The following is an 18425-nucleotide window of genomic DNA, read 5'->3' as shown; positions in this document are numbered from 1 at the left end:
AATGTATTTTGAGATAGAAAAACAGGCGATTGATGCTATAAGTGATGCTTTAGACAAGTTTGAAGTAGATGATACTTTAGAAAATTTTCAGGTTGAAGATGAAAAGAATTTTAGATTGGAATTTCCCCCAAATCCGGACATGGGAGATTTAGCTAGTACTATTGCATTTTCACTTGCTAAAAAATTAAGAAAAGCTCCGAATCTTATAGCTTCTGAAATTGTAGAAAAACTTGAAATTCCCGAAATATTTGAAAAAGTGGAAGCTATCGGTCCATATGTTAATTTTTTCATTGATTACTCAGCTTTTTCTAAAAAGCTTTTAGAGTATGTCGGAAAAGATTATGGTCAGCTTCCAAAGGCAGATGAAAAAATAATATTGGAACACACTTCAGCTAATCCTAATGGTCCGTTACATATTGGACATGTAAGGAATTCTATTTTTGGTGATTCATTAAATCGTCTTTTAAAAGTAGCTGGTAGGGAAGTTGAAACACAGTATTATGTAAATGATATGGGAAGACAGATAGCTATTATTGTATTTGGAATTACTGAACTTGGTTTAAAAATTGAAGATCAGGAAGGGGATAAAATCGACCATAAGATTGGAAGATTATATTTCAAAGCCAATCAAAAATTAAACGAAGATGAAAGTTTAGTTTCACATGTAGATAATCTGATTGAAAGATATGAAGGTGGAGCAGAACCTGAATTAAATAAAATATTCGAAGAAGTAGTTGAAAGCTGTCTTTTAGGAATTAAGGAAACACTTCATAGAATCAATATAAATCACGATGATTTTGTATGGGAAGGTCAGTTTGTAAGAAGTGGTGAAGTGGATGATATGATTAAATACTTTGACCATGAAGGATTTGTCTCATATGGTGATGTAACTTATATTGATTTAACCTGCTTCCAAATCGAAAAAGAATTTGTACTTAGAAGGTCTGACGGTACTTCACTTTACTCAACAAGAGATTTAGCTTATCACAGATACAAAGCCACTCAGGGGGATGTGGTTTTAGATATTTTAGGTTCAGACCACAAATTAGCAGCTCAACAGATTAATGTAATCTTTAAAGAAATTTTAAGAGAAATTCCTCCGGAAGTTATATTCTATGAATTTATTACACTTCCTTCAGGATCCATGTCTACAAGAAAAGGAGTATTTGTTTCAGTAGATGAACTGGTTGATGAAGCTGTAAAAAGAGCAGCTGATGAAATTAAATCCAGAAATCCTGATTTAACTGATGAAGAAATTAAACCTATGGCTGAAGATATTGGTGTTGGAGCTATCAGATTCTTTATAGCTAAATTATCCCCTGAAAAACACTTAACCTTTAAATGGGATGAGGCATTAAGCTTTGAGCGAGGATGTGCTTCTATTCAGTATGCTCATGCAAGAGCATGCAAATTACTTAAAAAATCCGGTAAAGACATCTCTTCTTTAAGTGTAGCTGATGATTGGGTTCCTGATGAAAATGAAAAAGATTTAATTAGAACAATAGCTAAATTTCCACAGGTTATTGAAGACTGTGCTAATAAAAAAAGGATTCACAATATTACACAATATTGTCAGGATTTAGCTGGTGCATTTAATAAATTCTATAAAGCTGAACAAGTTATTGGTTCAGATGTAGAAGATACAAGACTTGTTTTAGTTGATAGAGCTAAAACTACTTTAAAAAATGCTTTAGATATTTTAGGAGTTCCAGCTCCTCAAAAAATGTAAATGAGTTGAAAAACTCATTTTTCTTCTCTTTTTACTATAGTTGAATATATTTTTTTAAGTGTGGTTTTAAATTCTTCAAACTCTTTTTCGCTTAAATTTTCACTGCAAATTTTATCCCACTGTTCATCGTAGTCCATAACTTCTTTAGCTATTTCGGCACCTTTGGAAGTAACTTTGACATAATTTTTTCTTTTGTTTTCATAGTTGGGGTGTTTTTCAATATATTCTTTTTCTTCTAGTTTGTTCAGTGCTCTTGTTACAGTACTTTCATTAATCTGGTAAAATACAGCTAGTCCCTGTTGTGTAGATGGTCCGTCTTTATAAAGTTTTATTAAAAGAGGGTACTGTCCGAAACTTAAATTGTACTTTTTCATTTTATTATTTATGTATATCCCATATTTTCTGTGTATTGTTCCAACAAGGGGGATTGTGGGAATGTCTTTTTCGTCTTCAATTCCCATTTTGATTTCTCCTGATTAGGCGTTTGACATAGATTTCAATAATTCCGTAAGCTATTATGGAACCGATTAGTCCTCCTATAAGCATTCCAATATACACTCCAATTTCACCCATATTAAATACAAGTCCTAGGAGACATGCAAATATTAAAACTAATATCAATTCTCTGAATGTTGTTAGTACAAGGGAGATTGTTCCTTTTCCAAGTCCCTGGAATACATTTCCTGCAGTTGCACCAAATGGTACAAACAATACAAATAAGCACATTATTTTTAAGAAATCTGTGATTAATGGAGCTAATGCAGCACTTGTTGATGAATATGAGAATATATATGCAATTTGACCGGCAAAGAAATGGATTAATAAACATGTAATTAATGAAACGATAAATCCGATTTTAACAGCATATCTTACTGTTGTTTTTATTTTATCATAATTTCGAGCACCATAAGCTACTCCTGCTACTGTAACTGCTGCTGTTCCTACTCCTACTGCTGGTATGATTCCAACTGAAATAATTCTCCAGCCTGCTGTATATACTGCAACTGCTGTTGTTCCAGCTACGATAGTTAGTAAGAAGTTAACAACAATAGCTAGTACAGACATTATAAGCTGTTCTAAACTAGCTGGAATTCCTACAGTTAAAATATCCAAATACATTTTCATATTGTTTTTAAAGTTTTTAAGAGAGTATGAAAGGTATGTGTTCTTTTTAACATAAATCCAGTAAATTTGCATTAAAAGACCGATAAATCCAGCTATTCCTGTTGCCATAGCTGCACCGGCAATTCCTTGATTTAATGTGTAGATGAATATTGGGTCTAAAATCATATTTGCAATAGCTGTAACTGCAAGGGGGATTGTTGCTCTATTTACATCTCCTTCTGCTCTAAATATTCCTCCGATGATTGTAGGCATTACTAATGCAAAAGTCCAGATAAACAGTACTACTCCATATTGTTTGCAGTAATCCAATACCTCAGCAGCTCCCATAATTTTTAATATAGGATCTAAAATTATAAGGAAAATTACCATAAATGCTATTGAGATAACTATACTCAGTATTAATGAATGTGCTGTTGCACTGTCTGCTCCTTTTTTATCCTTTGCTCCGATGAATCTTGAAATAAGAGAGTTTGCCCCTGCTCCTATACCATTTCCTACTCCTACTAAAATCATAAATAATGGAGTAATATAACCTATTGCAGCTAGAGGGTCTGAACCTAAACCTGCAACCCATACACTGTCTATAATGTTATTTAGCATCACCAGAAGCAAACTTCCTATAATTGGGTAAGCTAATTTGTTTATTGCTTTTTTTGGGTCTCCTCTTAATAATTCCACATTTGCATTTTCTGACATTTTCCACCTCGACTCTTGCATGTGCAAGTATTACTCTTGCATATGCAACTGTTAGTATATAAATGTTGTGGCAGTTAGTGGAAAATTGATTTATAATTGTTTGATTATCCTTTTTTAAAAAAATTACTTTCCAAACAATTAGAAACATTCCATTTTCACTTCTTAATGCTTTTAGATTCTTTTTACATCTTTACATTATAAAAATATATTCTGAATTGGTTTATTATCTGTACTTTTTTTTAATTATTTTTACATTGGCTATTAACAATTCTATTAAGTAATGGAAAATTTTAAATATATTAAATACACAAGTTATATACATAGACATTAAAAAAGGAGAAATTCAAAAATGAGCAGATATTTTATTGAAGATGTTAAATGTGGATATGATACATGTTTCGATTGTTGTGGCCCTCATACAACTGTTGCTTCAGCTATAAAGTACAAAAATGATGATGGAAAAACAGGATGGCTGTATTGCATACAACTGGAAGGCTATGATCCGATAATAGCATTACATGACGATGATGTTTATGAAGAAATAATAAGGGGAGAATTTCCTGAAATTGATTATGAAGCAGATAGTTTTGGAGATGTTAGTTTAAATATAGGTAGTGGAAAAGAGGAGTTTTTCGAATTCTTTTATAGGAATAAAAATAGTGGTGCAGCAAATCTTATTCATTATGCATATGATTTATGCATATGTCCTACACACATAGAAGCAGACCTTTTAGCTCTTGGAAAAGGTCACTATAGTGATGAAATAGAAGTTCCAATATTGGATGATGAAAAAACATGGATTAATAGATAAAATTGAAGATGTGATATAATGGGAATTTGTCCAAGATGCGGTAGTTGGGTTGATGAAGGAGATGTATGCAGATCTTGTGGTGGAGTCAGAGAGGTTGAATATGGAGGATATGATGAATATGATGAAGGTGATGAAGAGGTATATGATGATCCTTATGTGGATTTAGAGGCAATAAGGTACAGTGCAGACGAAAAATTAGAATCTGCAATGTTTGAAACAAGGGCTAATCATAATTTAAAAGAGGCTATGAGATTAGTTAATAGTGCTATTGATGAAATTGGTAGTTATAGTGAATTAAATGATTTAAAACAATGGGCATTGTCTTTAAAATCCGAAATTAAGGGAGACATGGAGGATGTTGCTGCCGATAAACGTTATGAAGGTATTTTAAAAAGGAAAGGTAGGGATAAATTAGTTCATATGTGCGGATATGACCGCACGTTTAATTCCAATGATTTAGTTTTTAGATTGGTAAAAGAAAAGAGCGGATTTATTAACGTATGTTATGGTGACATGAAAATAGGTTATGTTTCAGAAAATGGGGGTCATGAAATATGTTATTCATCAGTTAGTGAGCTTACAAATCTTCCAAAAGTATCATATGCCAAGTATTTTTGCAGATATCCTGGAAGATATAATTATGTGCCTGATTCTGGTTGGGTAATACTTGAATTATTAGATGATTATTCACCAAGAAAATACTGGACAGAAATTAAAAAAGAAATAAAACTAAATATTGATGATGATTTACTAAAAAAAAGGGAGACAGAAGCTAGAAAAAAAGTAAGGCAACTAATAACTATTAATCAACACTCAAAAAAAGATTTAATTACAATAGTTGGGACTTCTTTTCAAAAACAGGTACAATTTAAAGAAGGAATGAAATTAAAATTAGTTAAGGAACCGGATAATTCTTACGATAAGGATGCAATAGCTGTCTATGTAGGTAGTGATAAAGTAGGTTATGTTGCAAATAGCAAGGAAACTAATTTTAGTAAGTCTTCCATGGCTTCAGAACTTAAAAATCTTCCAAAAATAAGTTATGCCAGGTATTTGACGGATTATTTTGATTACCATATAGCTAAGTTAAAATGGGAGTAGAGGGGGGTGTTAAATACAATTAACTATTTGCTTTTTTAAGTAAGCGGCTAATAAATATTTCAATACATAAAAGTCCTACAGCAGATCCGATAGCATTACCGATAACTAATCCGTAATAAACTCCATGAACTCCTAATGACAGGCAGATTCCAAGGATAAATGTAAATATAATCACTAAAATAGCCTCTCTTTGCATTGTTAAAAGAAAACTTGTTATTCCTTTACCCATTCCCTGGAATGCATAACTCGCTGTTGCACCGAAAGCTACTGGAATTATAAATAGCCATACAAAATTTAAGATGTAGCTGATTGTTGGAGCAAGTGAACTGCTGTTTGCAGAATATGAAAAGAGGAATGCAATTTGATTGGAAAATACAATAAATATCAGTGAAGTTACAATTGAAAATATAAGTCCTAATTTAATTGAATATCTTGTAGCTATTTTGATATTTTTATAATTCTTTGCTCCATAAGCTATTCCGACAACTGTAATAGTTGAAGTTGCAATTCCGATAGTTGGCATTATTGCAATACTTATTAATCTCATTACAATTGTATAGGTAGCTACAGCTGATGTTCCTCCAACTATTTCAAAGATTAAATTAACTGCAATTGCAACAACTGCCATTAGAAGTTCTTCAAGTCCTGCTGGGATTCCTACATTTAAAATCTCTTTATACATTCCTAAATTGATTTTAAAGTTTTTAAATGTGTATTTGAAGTAAGTATCTTTTTTTATAAACATCCAATAAAGAATTATCAGCAGTTCAATAAAAATACTAAGTAATGTAGCTATTGCCGCACCACTTATTCCTAAATTTAAAGTATAAATAAAAATAGGGTCTAAAATCATGTTTAGAATAGCTGAAATACACATTGGAAGGGTTGCTCTTTTAATATCTCCTTCAGCTCTGAATATTCCTGCATAAGCTACCGGAAGTATTGTAACAATTGAAAATATAAATAATGGCCTACCATAGTCAATTGCATAGCTAAATACATCTTTAGCTCCCATAATGTAAAGTGTCGGTTCCAGAATCACTACAAAAATAACTGTAACTATTATGGAAACAATAATACCTAAAACTACTGACTGAACAGCTGCCTCATTTGCTTTAGTTTGATTTTTGCTTCCGACATATCGGGAAATTAATGAATTTACACCTGCACCAATGCCTGTTCCAATTCCGACTAAAATAAGAAACAATGGAGTTACAAAACCGATTGCAGCTAGTGGTCCGGGACCTAATCCCGCAACCCAAATACTATCTATGAGATTATTGCTCATTATAAGAAGCATACTTATTATAATAGGATAAGCCAGTTTTTTAACAGCTTTTTTAGGATCTCCGGTAATATCTTTCATATTATTATTTAGTTCCATTAGATTTCCCCTTAAAATATAGGTAATATATTTTAATGTCAATTTATATAAATTTATAATATATTAAGAAATTGGTGAATTATTATGAAGGTCTTAGTAGTTGGAACTGGTGCTCGTGAACATGCAATAGCTGATGCACTTAAAGATGATGTTGAGTTATATTGTTATATGAGTAAAGTAAATCCAGGCATTTCAAAAATAGCCGAATTTGCACAAGGTGATGAAGGAGAAATTGAAAAAGTAGCCAAGTTTGCTGTGGATAACAATATTGACATAGCATTTATTGGTCCTGAAGCTCCTTTAGGAAAAGGAATAGTTGATGAACTTGAAAAAAATGGAATTAGCTGTGTCGGACCATCTCAAAGTGCAGCCAGAATAGAAACTGACAAATCTTTCATGAGAAAATTATTTGAAGATTATAATATTGAAGGATCTCTTGTTTACAAAGTATTTGACAATTATGATGATGTTAGTGCATTTTTAGATGACTTTGACAGGGATGTTGTAGTAAAACCTGTAGGTTTAACTGGTGGAAAAGGAGTTAAAATCGTAGGTGACCACTTAAAAGATAATCATGAAGCTAAAGAATATTCCAAAGAAGTAATTGACAATGCAATGGGTGGCTTTACTCAAGTTATCATTGAAGAAAGGTTAATCGGTGAAGAATTTACTATTCAGGCTTTTTGTGATGGAACCCACCTTGCACCAATGCCTGCAGCACAGGATCATCCTCATGCTTTTGAAGGAGATGTAGGTGCAATTACTGGTGGAATGGGTTCTTACTCTGATAAAGGAGGATTATTACCATTTTTATCTCAGGATGATTATGATAAAGCAGTAAAAATAATGGAAGCTACTTTGGAAGCTATTGCAAAAGAAGCAGAACCTTATAAAGGAATTCTTTATGGTCAGTTCATGTTAACTGCAGATGGGCCTAAATTAATAGAATATAATGCAAGATTTGGAGATCCTGAAGCTATGAATGTTTTACCATTACTTAAAACTCCATTAACGGATGTATGTCAGGCTATTGTAGATGGCAGTTTAGATAAAGTGGAATTCAATGACAAAGCTAGTGTATGTAAATATATAGTTCCTGAGGGATATCCGGAAACTTCTCATGGCGGAGAACTCATTGAAGTGGATGAAAAAGCTATTGAAGAGTTGGGAGCTAAAGTATTTTATGCAGCAGTCGGTCTTGAAGATGACGGTATTCACCTTTCAGGTTCCAGGGCATTAGGTATTGTAGCTGATGGTGACAGTATTGAAGAAGCTGAAAAAATAGCTGAAAAAGCATGTGCTTGTATAAAAGGTAATGTATATCACAGAAGTGATGTGGGAACTACGGACCTTGTTAATAAAAGAGTAGAACACATGAAAGAAATCCTAAATTAAATTTTAGGATTATTATTTTTTAAAAAATAGGTAAAAAAGATTTTTAAATTCTTTTTCAATCCTTTTTTTAAAACTTTCGCTTTATTTTTCAGAGTTAAACCTTAAAAATCCTTTTAGCTTTATAATATGCTTTTATTTCTGTTTGTTATATTAAATGCTATAGAAAACTTTAATATATAATAATTATATATATTTTATTTTGTTAAGATTAAAGAAGGGTTAAACTATGAGCAATTTATTGTCTGTTTGTGACATCAAAGATGAAGTACTGGATATTTTAGAATTAGCTAAAAATTTCAAAGAAGGAAAAATGGAAGAAAAACCTTTAGCAGGTAAATCATTAGCTATGATATTTCAAAAATCATCTACAAGGACTAGGGTATCTTTTGATGTAGGTATGTATCAGTTAGGTGGTCAGGCTTTGTTTTTATCCTCTTCAGAATTACAAATGGGTAGAGGAGAACCTATTCCGGATACTGCAAAAGTTTTAAGTCGTTTTGTAGACGGAATAATGATACGTGCTATTGAACATGATGATGTTGTGGAATTAGCTAAATATTCTGATGTTCCGGTTATCAGTGGTTTAACTAACTTGGAACATCCCTGTCAGGCTTTAGCTGATATGTTAACTATTAAGGAACATTTAGGTAAATTGGAAGGCAAAAAACTTTGTTTTGTTGGTGACGGAAATAATGTATGTAATTCTTTGCTTTTAATGGCACCTCTTGTTGGAATGGATATGTCTGTAGCATGCCCTGAAGGTTATGAACCTAACGAAGACATTGTTAATACGGCTAAAAAATTAGCGAAAGATCATAATAAGGAAATTACTATCAGTTCTGATTTAAAAGTCGCTCTTGATAATGTGGATGTAGTCTATACTGATGTTTGGGTAAGCATGGGTGATGAAAAAGAAGCAGAACAAAGACAAAAAGATTTTGCACCTTATCAAGTTAATTCAGATTTAATGAGTTTAGCTAATGATGGGGCTATTTTTATGCATTGCTTACCGGCTATTCGTGGTCAGGAAGTTAGCGGTGAAGTTATTGACGGTCCCCAATCAGTGGTCTTTGATGAAGCTGAAAACAGACTTCATGCACAAAAAGCGGTTCTTTATCACTTTTTAAAATAACTTTTTTTCAAATTTTAATTTTCACTATTTTTCTTAAAAAAACTAAGATACTTTTATATATTTTCATTAATAAACTTTAATTATTAAATAAAAAAAATTAAGGTTTTTATAATGAGAGGCGGAGAAGCAATAATTGAATCCCTAAAAAGAATGGGGGTAAATACAATCTTTGGTTATCCTGGAGGACAAACCATACCGTTTTATGACATGTTATATGATGCAGACATGGATCATATATTGGTTAGACATGAACAGTGTGCAGCTCATGCAGCAGATGGATTTGCAAGAGCTTCCGGTAAAGTGGGTGTGTGTTTGGCTACTTCTGGCCCCGGTGCAACTAATCTTGTAACCGGTATTGCTACTGCTTATATGGATTCTTCTCCAATCATAGCTATTACTGGTCAAGTACCAACACATTTAATAGGTAATGACGCTTTTCAAGAAGCTGATATTATAGGAATTACCATGCCTATTACTAAACACAGTTTCCAGCCAAAAGATCCTAATTTAATACCTTCCATTGTTAAAACAAGCTTTGAAATAGCTGAAAGTGGAAGGCCCGGTCCGGTTTTAATTGATGTTCCAAAAGAAATTCAGGAAGGAGAATTGGATTCTTTTGATGATTCATTAATTTCAACACCAGGTTATAATCCAACTTTAAAAGGAAACATTAAACAAGTTAGAAAAGCCCGTGATTTGATAAGGGAATCTAAAAAACCGATTATCCTTGCAGGTGCAGGAGTTATATTAGCTAATGCTTCACAGGAGTTAAAAGAATTATCTTATTTAATAAATGCTCCGGTCATGACATCATTACTTGGTAAAGGAGCTATTGATGAAACAGATGATATGGCATTAGGTATGCTTGGAATGCATGGAAGAAAAGTAGCTAATGATTCAATAAATGATAGTGATTTGATTATAGCTGTAGGTATAAGATTTTCAGACAGGGCAACAGGAAGATTAGACAGTTTTGCACCTAATTCTAAAATTATCCATATAGACATTGATCCTGCTGAAATAGGTAAAAATGTAGATGTTGATTTGCCTATTGTAGGTGATGCTAAAAATGTTTTATCTTCATTAATTAATGTTTTAAAAGATTATGAAAGTAATGAAGATGCAAAAAAATGGGTTAAACTTCTTATAGAACGTAAAAAAGAATGTCTCCCTAGAGTTACTTATGATGATATTCCATTAAAACCACAAAGTGTTATACGAGAAATCAGTGAAGTTTTAACTCCTGATTCTATTTTAACAACTGATGTAGGTCAAAATCAAATGTGGGCGGCTCATTTCTATGATACTCAAAAGCCACGTAAATTCATATCTTCCGGGGGTTTGGGAACTATGGGATTCGGATTGCCTGCAGCTATTGGTGCTAAAGTAGCATGTCCTGAAGATCCTGTTGTATCTATTAACGGTGACGGAGGATTTTTAATGGTTTGTCAGGAGTTGGCTACTATTAGAGATTATGATATTCCTGTTATTGCAGTTGTTTTAGAAAATAGGACTCTTGGAATGGTTTATCAATGGCAAAACTTATTATATAATGGAAGATATTCTGAAACTAAATTAGGAGCAAGTCCTGATTTTGTTAAATTAGCTGAAAGTTTTGGAGTTAATGCAACCAGAATTACAAAACCTGGAGAAACTAAAGAGGCATTAAAATCAGCTATTAAGGATAATGAACCTATTTTGCTTGATGTTATAATAGATAAAGATGAAACTTTACCTATGGTGCCGCCAGGTGCAGCTATTGATGAAATGATTGGTGAATATAAACTTGAAAAAGATGTATAGGTGAGTTAAATGGCTTTAGAGTATCATGTTATAAATGCATTAGTTGAAGATAAGCCGGGAGTATTGCAAAAAGTTGCTGGCCTATTTACAAGAAGAGGTTTTAACATTGACAGTATTACAGTTGGAGAATCTGAAGTTGAAGGATTGGCCCGTATGATTATTACTGTTAAAGCAGACCAAAAATTATTGGAGCAAGTTACAAAACAACTGAATAAGCTTGTAGATGTTATTAAAATAAAAGATATTACTGAAAATGCTGTTAAAAGAGAGTTATGTCTAGTTAAAGTTAATATTCCAAATGAAAAAGCTAGAGCAGAAATAATGCAGTATGTAAACATCTTTAGAGCTAAAATTGTAGATGTTTGTGAAGAAGCTTTAATTATTGAAATTACCGGAGACATTGAAAAGATAGATGCATTCCTATCCCTTTTAAAAGGATATGGTATTAAAAAGATTTCACGTACTGGTCTTACTGCAATGTCCCGTGGATTTCGTTCATGATGATTCTTAATGAAATTTTGGAGAATAATAAGAAATTTGTAGATGAATTTGAAGGTGAGGAATTATCCCACCATCCCCAAAAAAAGTTAGCTATCTTAACTTGTATGGATTGTAGATTAACTGGATTTTTAGAACCAGCACTTGGTATTGGAAGGGGTGATGCTAAGATAATCAAAAATGCAGGAAATACAATTGTAGGTGAGGACGCTATTCGTTCAATAGCTGCTGCAATTTTCTCACTTGGTGCTGAGGAAGTTTTGGTTATTGGCCACACTGAATGTGGAATGGCTGGTTCTGACCCTGAAAAATTAAGAAATGCTATGATTGAGAGAGGAATCCCTCAAGAAGAAATTGACAAAGTTGATTTAAAATCTTGGATTGGCGGATTTGAAGATGAAGAGGAAAATGTTATAGACACAGTTGAAAAAATTAGAAATCATCCTCTTATTCCAGATGTACCAATTCATGGTCTTATGATGGACATTGTTACAGGTAAATTAGATGTTGTAGTAGATGATAGATAAATTATTATCTACTTTTTTCTATTTTTAGCTATTTTAATTAAATATTTCACATCTAAAGCAATTTTTTAAGGTATTATCAATTTTTCTTTTGTTTAAACAGAAATTATATATATTATTATTGACTACTAATTAATAAGCAAAGCCAAAGGTGTTTGCTTAATTTCGTATAGTTTGTAAGATGTGAAATCTTTTATTCGATTAAAATGCTGTTATTGGGGGATTATAAATATAAATTTATAATCATAACAGCATAGTTCTATTTTTAATTATTTTTTTATAGTTATGATTATTATTTTGAGAATTAAATTGGAAAAAATGATTAGACTGTGCTAAATTGGGGATTTAGCAGAGATAAAAAACCAATTTCAATTCTCTTAATCTATATTATTGATTATAATATTTTTTCAAGAATTAAAATTATGAAAAAACATATAATTATATGAATTATAGATAAATTTCGATAAAACATAAGAGTACCTCCTTATTACTTAGTAATAAGAGAATATTGACATTTGTCAATGTTGTAATGCCTCTTATTCGATTAATTTTCAGTCTATATTTTTAAAATATAGTTGTATTTTAACTTATATAAATTTAAACGTATTTTAACCAGTTAAAATTACTTTTAATTGGGATATTGTTCTTATACTTTAAAATTAACCTGATTGGGAAATATTGATGTTAAATCAATAAGTTTTCTATAAAATAATAATTTTTCTTAACATTAGTTACTTTTATAAGTAGAAAAAATAATATATACTATTTGATATTTGAAGTACTTTAAATATCTCACATTTATCAATTATATAGGAGAAGTTAAAATGAAAATGTATTACGAATCAGATGTAAATACTGATGCTCTTGAAGGTAAAACCGTAGCTGTAATGGGTTATGGAAGCCAAGGTAGAGCACAATCTAGAAACATGGCTGACAGTGGTGTCAATGTTATTGTTGGACTTAGGGAAAATGGTAATTCCTGGAATTTAGCTAAAGAAGATGGTATGACTGTAAAATCCTTCTCTGATGCAGCTAAAGAAGCAGATATCATCCACATTTTACTTCCTGATGAAATTCAAGAAAAAATCTACAATGAACAAATTGCACCTTATGTTGAAGCTGGAAATACCATTTCCTTCTCTCACGGATACAACATTCACTTTGGATTAATCAAACCTGATGAAGATGTTAACATTGTAATGTTTGCTCCTAAAGGACCAGGTTCTAGAGTAAGAACTACTTACTTAGACGGTTTTGGAATTCCTGGATTAGTAGCTATTGAACAAGACGCTACTGGAGATGCATTACAACTTGCATTAGGTATGGCAAAAGCTTGTGGTTTCACTAAAGCTGGTGTAATTGAAACTACTTTTAAAGAAGAAACTGAAACTGATTTATTTGGTGAACAAGCTGTTTTATGTGGTGGACTTACTGCATTAATTAACGCTGGTTTCCAAACTTTAGTAGAAGCTGGTTACCAACCTGAAATTGCTTACTTTGAAACCTGTCACGAAGTAAAACTTATTGTTGACGATATTTATGAACATGGTTTCGGCGGAATGTGGAAAGATGTAAGTAATACTGCAGAATATGGTGGATTAACCAGAAGAGACTATGTCATAACTGAAGAAACTAAAAAAGGTATGAAAAAAGTTTTATCTGAAATTCAAGACGGTACTTTCAAAAAACAATTTGCTGATGAAAATGCAACTGATGCAGCAAACTTAAAAGAAATGAGAGCTGCTGAAGACCAAGAAACTATTGAAGTTGTTGGAGAAAGACTCAGAAAAGCTTGCGGATTACAAAAAGATGATTAAATAATTTAATCATTATTCTCTTTTTTCTCTTTTTTTTATAATTATTTTTTGGATGCAATTATTATGGTTTTTATAGGAATGGATCATGGAACTACTGGAATCTCTTTTTGTATTATGTCTGATGATGGTGAAGTTGTAGATGTTTTTAAAATTGGAAGGGAAGAAAGTAAACAGGGCAAAGTATCAGCTATTGAGGAATTATCTAAAAGAGTTGATTTGGACTCTATTGATTTGATGGCAGTTACTTATGCAATGGGGGATGGAATAAATAAGATTCAAAACATTGCTCAGGTAAAAAATAGGGGAATTTTATCTATTAACGGGGCTGGAAAGGTCACTGGCGGAGGAACCTCTGTTTTTAGTGAAATAGAAAACTCAAATATTCCTGCGGTCATGATACCTGGCCTTCATAAAGATTCTGATTCATTGGATAAATTATTTAGAGCAGCTTACTCTCATCAGGCCAGTCCAGAGAAAGTTAGCATATGCTATAATGCTTTTTTAGAAACTGGCTGGAAAAATATGATTGTAGCAGATATCAGTTCCAATAGTGTAGATATTTTAATTGAAAACGGTAAAATTAAAGGGGCTATGGATGCCTGTTTAGGTGCTATGGGTATTGTCCACGGGCCAATTGATTTGGAAATGATAAGACAAATTGATGAGGAAGATTTTTCAGCAAATAATCGTTTTTCACATGCTGGGGCTATAAAAATAGCTGATATTGACGGTAAAGTAGCTAATATGAAAGATCAGTTATTAAATAATTATGAATCTGGAGATGAAAAAGCTAAATTAGCTATTGATACTTTAATAATGACTGTAGCTATGGAAATTGCAGGATTGGATGTTGTTTGTGAAAATGAAATTGAAGGTATTGTTTTAACAGGTTCTGTAGGTAGTGCAACCAAACCTTTTAATTTTGAAAATGAGATTAACAAGTATTTTAAAAATAAGTATTCTTTAAAAGTTATTTCTAAAGAATCCGGAGCTATTGGTGCAGCACAAATAGCTATGGATGTTTATAATGGTAAAAAAGAGATTTTGGGGATTTTAGTAGATTATTAGCTAGTCTTTTAAACTAACTAAAACTACATTTCCACCTTTTATAGTTTCTAATCCGTTTTCAGTTTCAAGGACTAGATTTAAGTAATTATCAACAGCTATTACTTTTCCTTCACTGTGATTATCGTCTCTAAGATCTACACTAACATTTTTACCTTTAAACTGTAAAAATAATTTATTAATTTCTTCATTGTTGTTCATTAAATCAACCCTTGATTTTTATAGTATAATATTAATTTTTTAGCTTTATATAAGTTATGCAGTGCCTTGTTAAAAAAGTTCATATACTTAATTGTTACATAAAATAAATTATGGCAATTAATTTATTAGAACAAAATTTGGAAGCAATTACACAAACCTTAGCCAGATTGCAAAAAGAAGGCTGTAATGACGAGAAAATTTTAAATGAACTTCGTGAAGAAAGAGATAAAATACTTAAAGATTTAAAACTTTAAGCTATTTTAACCATTCTTTTATTAAATCCATATCTCCAGTTAAATCAATTGTAAGTGGGGTTATGGTTGCTTTATTTAGTTTTTTAAGGCAGTGACCATCTGTACCTTCACAATCTGAATTGTAAGGGTCTCCACCAATCCAATAATAAGGTTTTCCACGTGGGTCCAATCTTCTTTGAATTATTGGGGTGTACATTCTATTTCCAAGTTTTGCAACTTCAAATTCTTCATCTACCGGATTTTCAGGTATATTTACATTTAATAAGTCAATACCTTCAGGCAATCCTTTTTTCAATACTATTTTTACAAGTTTTTTAAGCATTTTACCTGCAAAACTAAAATCAATATCTACGGTTCCATTTTCAAATTTAATATAATCTCTTGTAACTTCTTGAGAAATAGCTATTGAGGGTATTCCAAAACTTGCAGCTTCAAGTGCTGCACCTATTGTTCCGGAAGTTGTTAATTCAGCTTTTCCAATATTGAAACCGGTATTTATTCCAGAAATCATTATATCTGGTTTTTCTCCCATAATTTCAAATAATCCAAAGGTAACTGCATCAGTTGGTGTTCCAGTTACTCCATAAGCTTGGCTTTTATCTCTTAAAGTTGTTGGATTTATTCTTAAAGGATCATAAAGAGTTATTGCATGTCCAATTCCACTTTGTTGGGTTTCAGGAGCTACTACATAAACATCACATAAATCTTCAATTGCATTTTTAGCAGCTAATATTCCTGTGGCATTTACTCCATCATCGTTACTTATTAATGCTTTCATATATTTTAATAATATTTTGGTACTTAAAATAATTTATGCTGATATGATAAACTTTAATAACAATTTAATGTATAAAATATATTAGTAAATTTTTTTTGAAATAAACACTTACGGGTGGAAAATTGGAAAAACCACAATTGATTAATTTTATAGCTAAAGTGATGGAGGATTCAGGTTTTAAAGTTTATAAGAATTTTAAAACTTCACAAAGGGTTATAGATATTTATGCAATTTTACCTACAACAATCGGGGATTTTGGTGTAGTTGTAGCATGTAAAAACTATGATAAAAATTTCGAAGTCGGTGTTGATGTATTAAGAGAGATGGAAAGCGTAGCTGAAAGTTTAAAAGCTTCTAAAGTAGCTATTATTGCATCATCTAGTTTCACCAATCAAGCTACTAATTATGCTCTTAGAAAAAATATTAAACTTGTTGATAGGGACGATTTAGTTGAATTAGCTAAAAAATATCAAGATAAAACCGAAACTCAATCAACTTTGGATGTTGAAAAAGAAGAGGAAGTAGTTAACGAAGATTATTACGATTATTCGTATGATTCAGATGACATGGATTATTTAATGAGAAAACAGGACGAAAAAGAATTTATTTATAATAATTCAAATTCTTTGTATCCTCATGATAATTCCCATCATTCTCATAGATTATTATCTAAATTTGGTGGGCATAATGAGTCTCAACAAAGAGCAAGTTTAGCTCCTGTAAACTCTTATTATTATGATTCTAAACCAAGAATGAATTTTAATATTGGTGAAACAGTATCTAAAATCTTAGCTAATCCTATTGCAGTTATACTTTTAGTTGTAATTGTTTCTTATGCATTATCCTATCTATTAGGCAGTGTTTTAAAAGCTGGTGGTGGAATAGGTGGCTTAGTCGAAATGCTTGTTGCATTAGTCATGTCCTATGGATTGACTTATTTCTTTTCAGAAAGAAACAGATATTTCATCATTAGAGGAACTGTCATATTCTTTATTTCATTAATTATATTGATTATATTAATTTTTATTTAATTTAATATTTTTATAATTTAAAATAATTAAAATAAATCCTAATAAATACAAGAACCATATCATAATATCTGTAGGGCCTGTTTCAATCCATATTAGGGTATGTGCTAAAATTATGGAATAAATTCCAATTCCAATTTCTTTTTTATATTTTCCAACTATATTGATGACTTTTAAGAATACTCCCATGAAGAACATCTGTATTAAAACACCAATCAATCCGAAATCAAGATATGCAGGTCCAAACATAGTTGAAGTTATGCAGACATTATCTGTAAGAACATACTGCCCGATAAAAGTTCTTGGACTGCCGCTTGAAAAGATCATTGATAAAATATGACCATGGGTAGTGCCCCCTAGGTTTAAAATTCTTTGAAATACTTCCAGGGTAAATCCTGCTCTGTAAAATATTAATTCAAGAGGATTTAACATCCAGTGCTGGCCAGAAATAGACTGTGATGCAATATAACCAATAGCCAGCAAACCAATTACAATCAATCCTACAAATAAAATTCCTATTTTTCTATTTATTTTATTGATATAATACATTGTAATAAATACACTAGCTAAAATTCCAAGTACTGATGTTCTATATCCATTTAATCCAAAAATTAAAGCTCCAATTAAAACCAAAATCAGATATCTCTTTTTATAATATTTTGCTATTAGTATATTTATCATAATTAAAAATAACGGATAAGCTATTCTCCAGATGTTTGTAGTTGCATTGGATTTCAGTACGCTGTTAAAAAGTGGGATTCCTCCAATAAGAATCATATTTATTGATTGAAGTATAATAGCTATTAAAACAAGTGCAATTAATATTTTTCTGTTAAAAAAATCATTTATTTTCGCATATATTGGGGATGATGCTGTTTCATCTAGTGTAACTTTGAATTTTACAATTCCGGCTCCAATTAAAAATACCAGTGTTGCAAGTAGAACTGTTCCGATTGTTTCTAAACTTAATGGATATTCGAATCTGTAATTAAATGATCCAATATATCCCATAGATAAAAACACTATTATTGCAATTGCTACAATATATGGTGAAAAAAAGTCAAAGTTTTTAAAGTTCATAAAA

General features: G+C 31.4%; 18 protein-coding genes. 12 read left to right on the top strand and 6 right to left on the bottom strand.

Going from position 1 to position 18425, the window contains the following annotated elements:
* Nucleotide 1: 1 nt before the first annotated feature.
* Nucleotides 2-1729 carry an arginine--tRNA ligase gene (gene argS, locus ACMC9J_RS04570; protein WP_019266834.1) on the top strand — a complete coding sequence of 576 codons (1728 nt, stop codon included), beginning with the start codon at nucleotides 2-4 and terminating at the stop codon, nucleotides 1727-1729.
* A gap of 14 nt (nucleotides 1730-1743) precedes the next feature.
* Here the strand turns inward: argS and ACMC9J_RS04565 are convergent, their stop codons facing one another.
* Both ACMC9J_RS04565 and ACMC9J_RS04560 read right to left on the bottom strand, forming a co-directional pair.
* On the bottom strand, nucleotides 1744-2190 hold the full coding sequence (locus tag ACMC9J_RS04565; RefSeq protein ID WP_427003619.1) for a MarR family winged helix-turn-helix transcriptional regulator: 447 nt from the start codon (nucleotides 2188-2190) through the stop codon (nucleotides 1744-1746).
* Nucleotides 2180-3550, bottom strand: a complete 1371-nt coding sequence (locus ACMC9J_RS04560) for an MATE family efflux transporter (protein WP_304159187.1) — start codon at nucleotides 3548-3550, stop codon at nucleotides 2180-2182. Before ACMC9J_RS04560 ends, ACMC9J_RS04565 begins: the two co-directional genes overlap by 11 nt.
* A gap of 349 nt (nucleotides 3551-3899) precedes the next feature.
* Here ACMC9J_RS04560 and ACMC9J_RS04555 point away from each other — a divergent pair, with 349 nt between their 5' ends.
* Together ACMC9J_RS04555 and ACMC9J_RS04550 are read left to right on the top strand one after the other, a co-directional pair.
* Nucleotides 3900-4361 carry a hypothetical protein gene (locus ACMC9J_RS04555; RefSeq protein WP_295869845.1) on the top strand — a complete coding sequence of 154 codons (462 nt, stop codon included), beginning with the start codon at nucleotides 3900-3902 and terminating at the stop codon, nucleotides 4359-4361.
* Between the two features lie 18 nt (nucleotides 4362-4379).
* Nucleotides 4380-5462 (top strand): HIRAN domain-containing protein, encoded by a 1083-nt coding sequence (locus ACMC9J_RS04550; RefSeq protein ID WP_427003618.1) that lies wholly within the window; start codon nucleotides 4380-4382, stop codon nucleotides 5460-5462.
* A 19-nt stretch (nucleotides 5463-5481) separates the two neighbouring features.
* Here ACMC9J_RS04550 and ACMC9J_RS04545 read toward each other — a convergent pair whose 3' ends face one another.
* Nucleotides 5482-6846 (bottom strand): MATE family efflux transporter, encoded by a 1365-nt coding sequence (locus tag ACMC9J_RS04545; protein ID WP_427003617.1) that lies wholly within the window; start codon nucleotides 6844-6846, stop codon nucleotides 5482-5484.
* Nucleotides 6847-6930: 84 nt separating this feature from the next.
* On the opposite strand from ACMC9J_RS04545, the gene purD reads away from it, so the two are divergent.
* The 7 genes from purD to ACMC9J_RS04510 all read left to right on the top strand — a co-directional run bounded on the left by purD (nucleotide 6931) and on the right by ACMC9J_RS04510 (nucleotide 15083).
* Complete coding sequence (gene purD / locus ACMC9J_RS04540; RefSeq protein ID WP_427003616.1) at nucleotides 6931-8241, top strand: phosphoribosylamine--glycine ligase; 1311 nt, start codon at nucleotides 6931-6933, stop codon at nucleotides 8239-8241.
* A gap of 226 nt (nucleotides 8242-8467) precedes the next feature.
* Complete coding sequence (argF, locus tag ACMC9J_RS04535; protein WP_019265115.1) at nucleotides 8468-9373, top strand: ornithine carbamoyltransferase; 906 nt, start codon at nucleotides 8468-8470, stop codon at nucleotides 9371-9373.
* 111 nt (nucleotides 9374-9484) lie between these two features.
* The gene (locus tag ACMC9J_RS04530; RefSeq protein WP_019265114.1) at nucleotides 9485-11176 is read left to right on the top strand and encodes an acetolactate synthase large subunit; all 1692 of its coding nucleotides are present in this window, start codon (nucleotides 9485-9487) and stop codon (nucleotides 11174-11176) included.
* A 9-nt stretch (nucleotides 11177-11185) separates the two neighbouring features.
* The gene (gene ilvN / locus ACMC9J_RS04525) at nucleotides 11186-11677 is read left to right on the top strand and encodes an acetolactate synthase small subunit (protein ID WP_004032708.1); all 492 of its coding nucleotides are present in this window, start codon (nucleotides 11186-11188) and stop codon (nucleotides 11675-11677) included.
* Nucleotides 11674-12201, top strand: coding sequence for a beta-class carbonic anhydrase (locus ACMC9J_RS04520; RefSeq protein WP_019265113.1), 528 nt, complete (start codon nucleotides 11674-11676; stop codon nucleotides 12199-12201). The genes ilvN and ACMC9J_RS04520 overlap by 4 nt, the downstream gene beginning before the upstream one ends.
* Nucleotides 12202-13022: 821 nt before the next feature.
* On the top strand, nucleotides 13023-14015 hold the full coding sequence (gene ilvC / locus ACMC9J_RS04515) for a ketol-acid reductoisomerase (protein WP_019265112.1): 993 nt from the start codon (nucleotides 13023-13025) through the stop codon (nucleotides 14013-14015).
* Between the two features lie 63 nt (nucleotides 14016-14078).
* Nucleotides 14079-15083, top strand: a complete 1005-nt coding sequence (locus ACMC9J_RS04510) for a methanogenesis marker 12 protein (protein WP_427003615.1) — start codon at nucleotides 14079-14081, stop codon at nucleotides 15081-15083.
* On the opposite strand, the gene ACMC9J_RS04505 is transcribed toward ACMC9J_RS04510, so the two are convergent.
* Nucleotides 15084-15281 (bottom strand): LSM domain-containing protein, encoded by a 198-nt coding sequence (locus ACMC9J_RS04505; RefSeq protein ID WP_019265110.1) that lies wholly within the window; start codon nucleotides 15279-15281, stop codon nucleotides 15084-15086.
* A 110-nt stretch (nucleotides 15282-15391) separates the two neighbouring features.
* On the opposite strand from ACMC9J_RS04505, the gene ACMC9J_RS04500 reads away from it, so the two are divergent.
* On the top strand, nucleotides 15392-15535 hold the full coding sequence (locus ACMC9J_RS04500; RefSeq protein ID WP_004032715.1) for a hypothetical protein: 144 nt from the start codon (nucleotides 15392-15394) through the stop codon (nucleotides 15533-15535).
* Nucleotide 15536: 1 nt separating this feature from the next.
* Here ACMC9J_RS04500 and surE read toward each other — a convergent pair whose 3' ends face one another.
* Nucleotides 15537-16313: a 5'/3'-nucleotidase SurE gene (gene surE, locus ACMC9J_RS04495; protein WP_019265109.1), complete on the bottom strand. Its 777-nt coding sequence runs from the start codon at nucleotides 16311-16313 to the stop codon at nucleotides 15537-15539.
* 122 nt (nucleotides 16314-16435) lie between these two features.
* Between surE and ACMC9J_RS04490 the strand changes: the two genes are divergently transcribed.
* A complete protein-coding gene (locus tag ACMC9J_RS04490) occupies nucleotides 16436-17344 on the top strand; it encodes a restriction endonuclease (RefSeq protein ID WP_250415673.1) in 909 nt (302 codons plus the stop codon).
* Here ACMC9J_RS04490 and ACMC9J_RS04485 read toward each other — a convergent pair.
* Nucleotides 17330-18421 carry an oligosaccharide repeat unit polymerase family protein gene (locus ACMC9J_RS04485; protein ID WP_427003614.1) on the bottom strand — a complete coding sequence of 364 codons (1092 nt, stop codon included), beginning with the start codon at nucleotides 18419-18421 and terminating at the stop codon, nucleotides 17330-17332. The two genes, ACMC9J_RS04490 and ACMC9J_RS04485, sit on opposite strands and share 15 nt — an antisense overlap.
* Nucleotides 18422-18425 lie beyond the last annotated feature (4 nt).

This window comes from Methanobrevibacter intestini, from assembly GCF_047402955.1.
Taxonomy (GTDB): Archaea; Methanobacteriota; Methanobacteria; order Methanobacteriales; family Methanobacteriaceae; genus Methanocatella; species Methanocatella intestini.
This window is presented reverse-complemented; position numbering and strand designations above follow the sequence as displayed.

Bases quoted from the DNA above. Each gene is read 5' to 3' on its own strand.
- argS (WP_019266834.1), top strand. From the start codon at position 2: ATGTATTTTGAGATAGAAAAACAGGCGATTGATGCTATAAGTGATGCT.
- ACMC9J_RS04565 (WP_427003619.1), bottom strand. From the start codon at position 2,190: ATGGGAATTGAAGACGAAAAAGACATTCCCACAATCCCCCTTGTTGGA.
- ACMC9J_RS04560 (WP_304159187.1), bottom strand. From the start codon at position 3,550: ATGTCAGAAAATGCAAATGTGGAATTATTAAGAGGAGACCCAAAAAAA.
- ACMC9J_RS04555 (WP_295869845.1), top strand. From the start codon at position 3,900: ATGAGCAGATATTTTATTGAAGATGTTAAATGTGGATATGATACATGT.
- ACMC9J_RS04550 (WP_427003618.1), top strand. From the start codon at position 4,380: ATGGGAATTTGTCCAAGATGCGGTAGTTGGGTTGATGAAGGAGATGTA.
- ACMC9J_RS04545 (WP_427003617.1), bottom strand. From the start codon at position 6,846: ATGGAACTAAATAATAATATGAAAGATATTACCGGAGATCCTAAAAAA.
- purD (WP_427003616.1), top strand. From the start codon at position 6,931: ATGAAGGTCTTAGTAGTTGGAACTGGTGCTCGTGAACATGCAATAGCT.
- argF (WP_019265115.1), top strand. From the start codon at position 8,468: ATGAGCAATTTATTGTCTGTTTGTGACATCAAAGATGAAGTACTGGAT.
- ACMC9J_RS04530 (WP_019265114.1), top strand. From the start codon at position 9,485: ATGAGAGGCGGAGAAGCAATAATTGAATCCCTAAAAAGAATGGGGGTA.
- ilvN (WP_004032708.1), top strand. From the start codon at position 11,186: ATGGCTTTAGAGTATCATGTTATAAATGCATTAGTTGAAGATAAGCCG.
- ACMC9J_RS04520 (WP_019265113.1), top strand. From the start codon at position 11,674: ATGATGATTCTTAATGAAATTTTGGAGAATAATAAGAAATTTGTAGAT.
- ilvC (WP_019265112.1), top strand. From the start codon at position 13,023: ATGAAAATGTATTACGAATCAGATGTAAATACTGATGCTCTTGAAGGT.
- ACMC9J_RS04510 (WP_427003615.1), top strand. From the start codon at position 14,079: ATGGTTTTTATAGGAATGGATCATGGAACTACTGGAATCTCTTTTTGT.
- ACMC9J_RS04505 (WP_019265110.1), bottom strand. From the start codon at position 15,281: ATGAACAACAATGAAGAAATTAATAAATTATTTTTACAGTTTAAAGGT.
- ACMC9J_RS04500 (WP_004032715.1), top strand. From the start codon at position 15,392: ATGGCAATTAATTTATTAGAACAAAATTTGGAAGCAATTACACAAACC.
- surE (WP_019265109.1), bottom strand. From the start codon at position 16,313: ATGAAAGCATTAATAAGTAACGATGATGGAGTAAATGCCACAGGAATA.
- ACMC9J_RS04485 (WP_427003614.1), bottom strand. From the start codon at position 18,421: ATGAACTTTAAAAACTTTGACTTTTTTTCACCATATATTGTAGCAATT.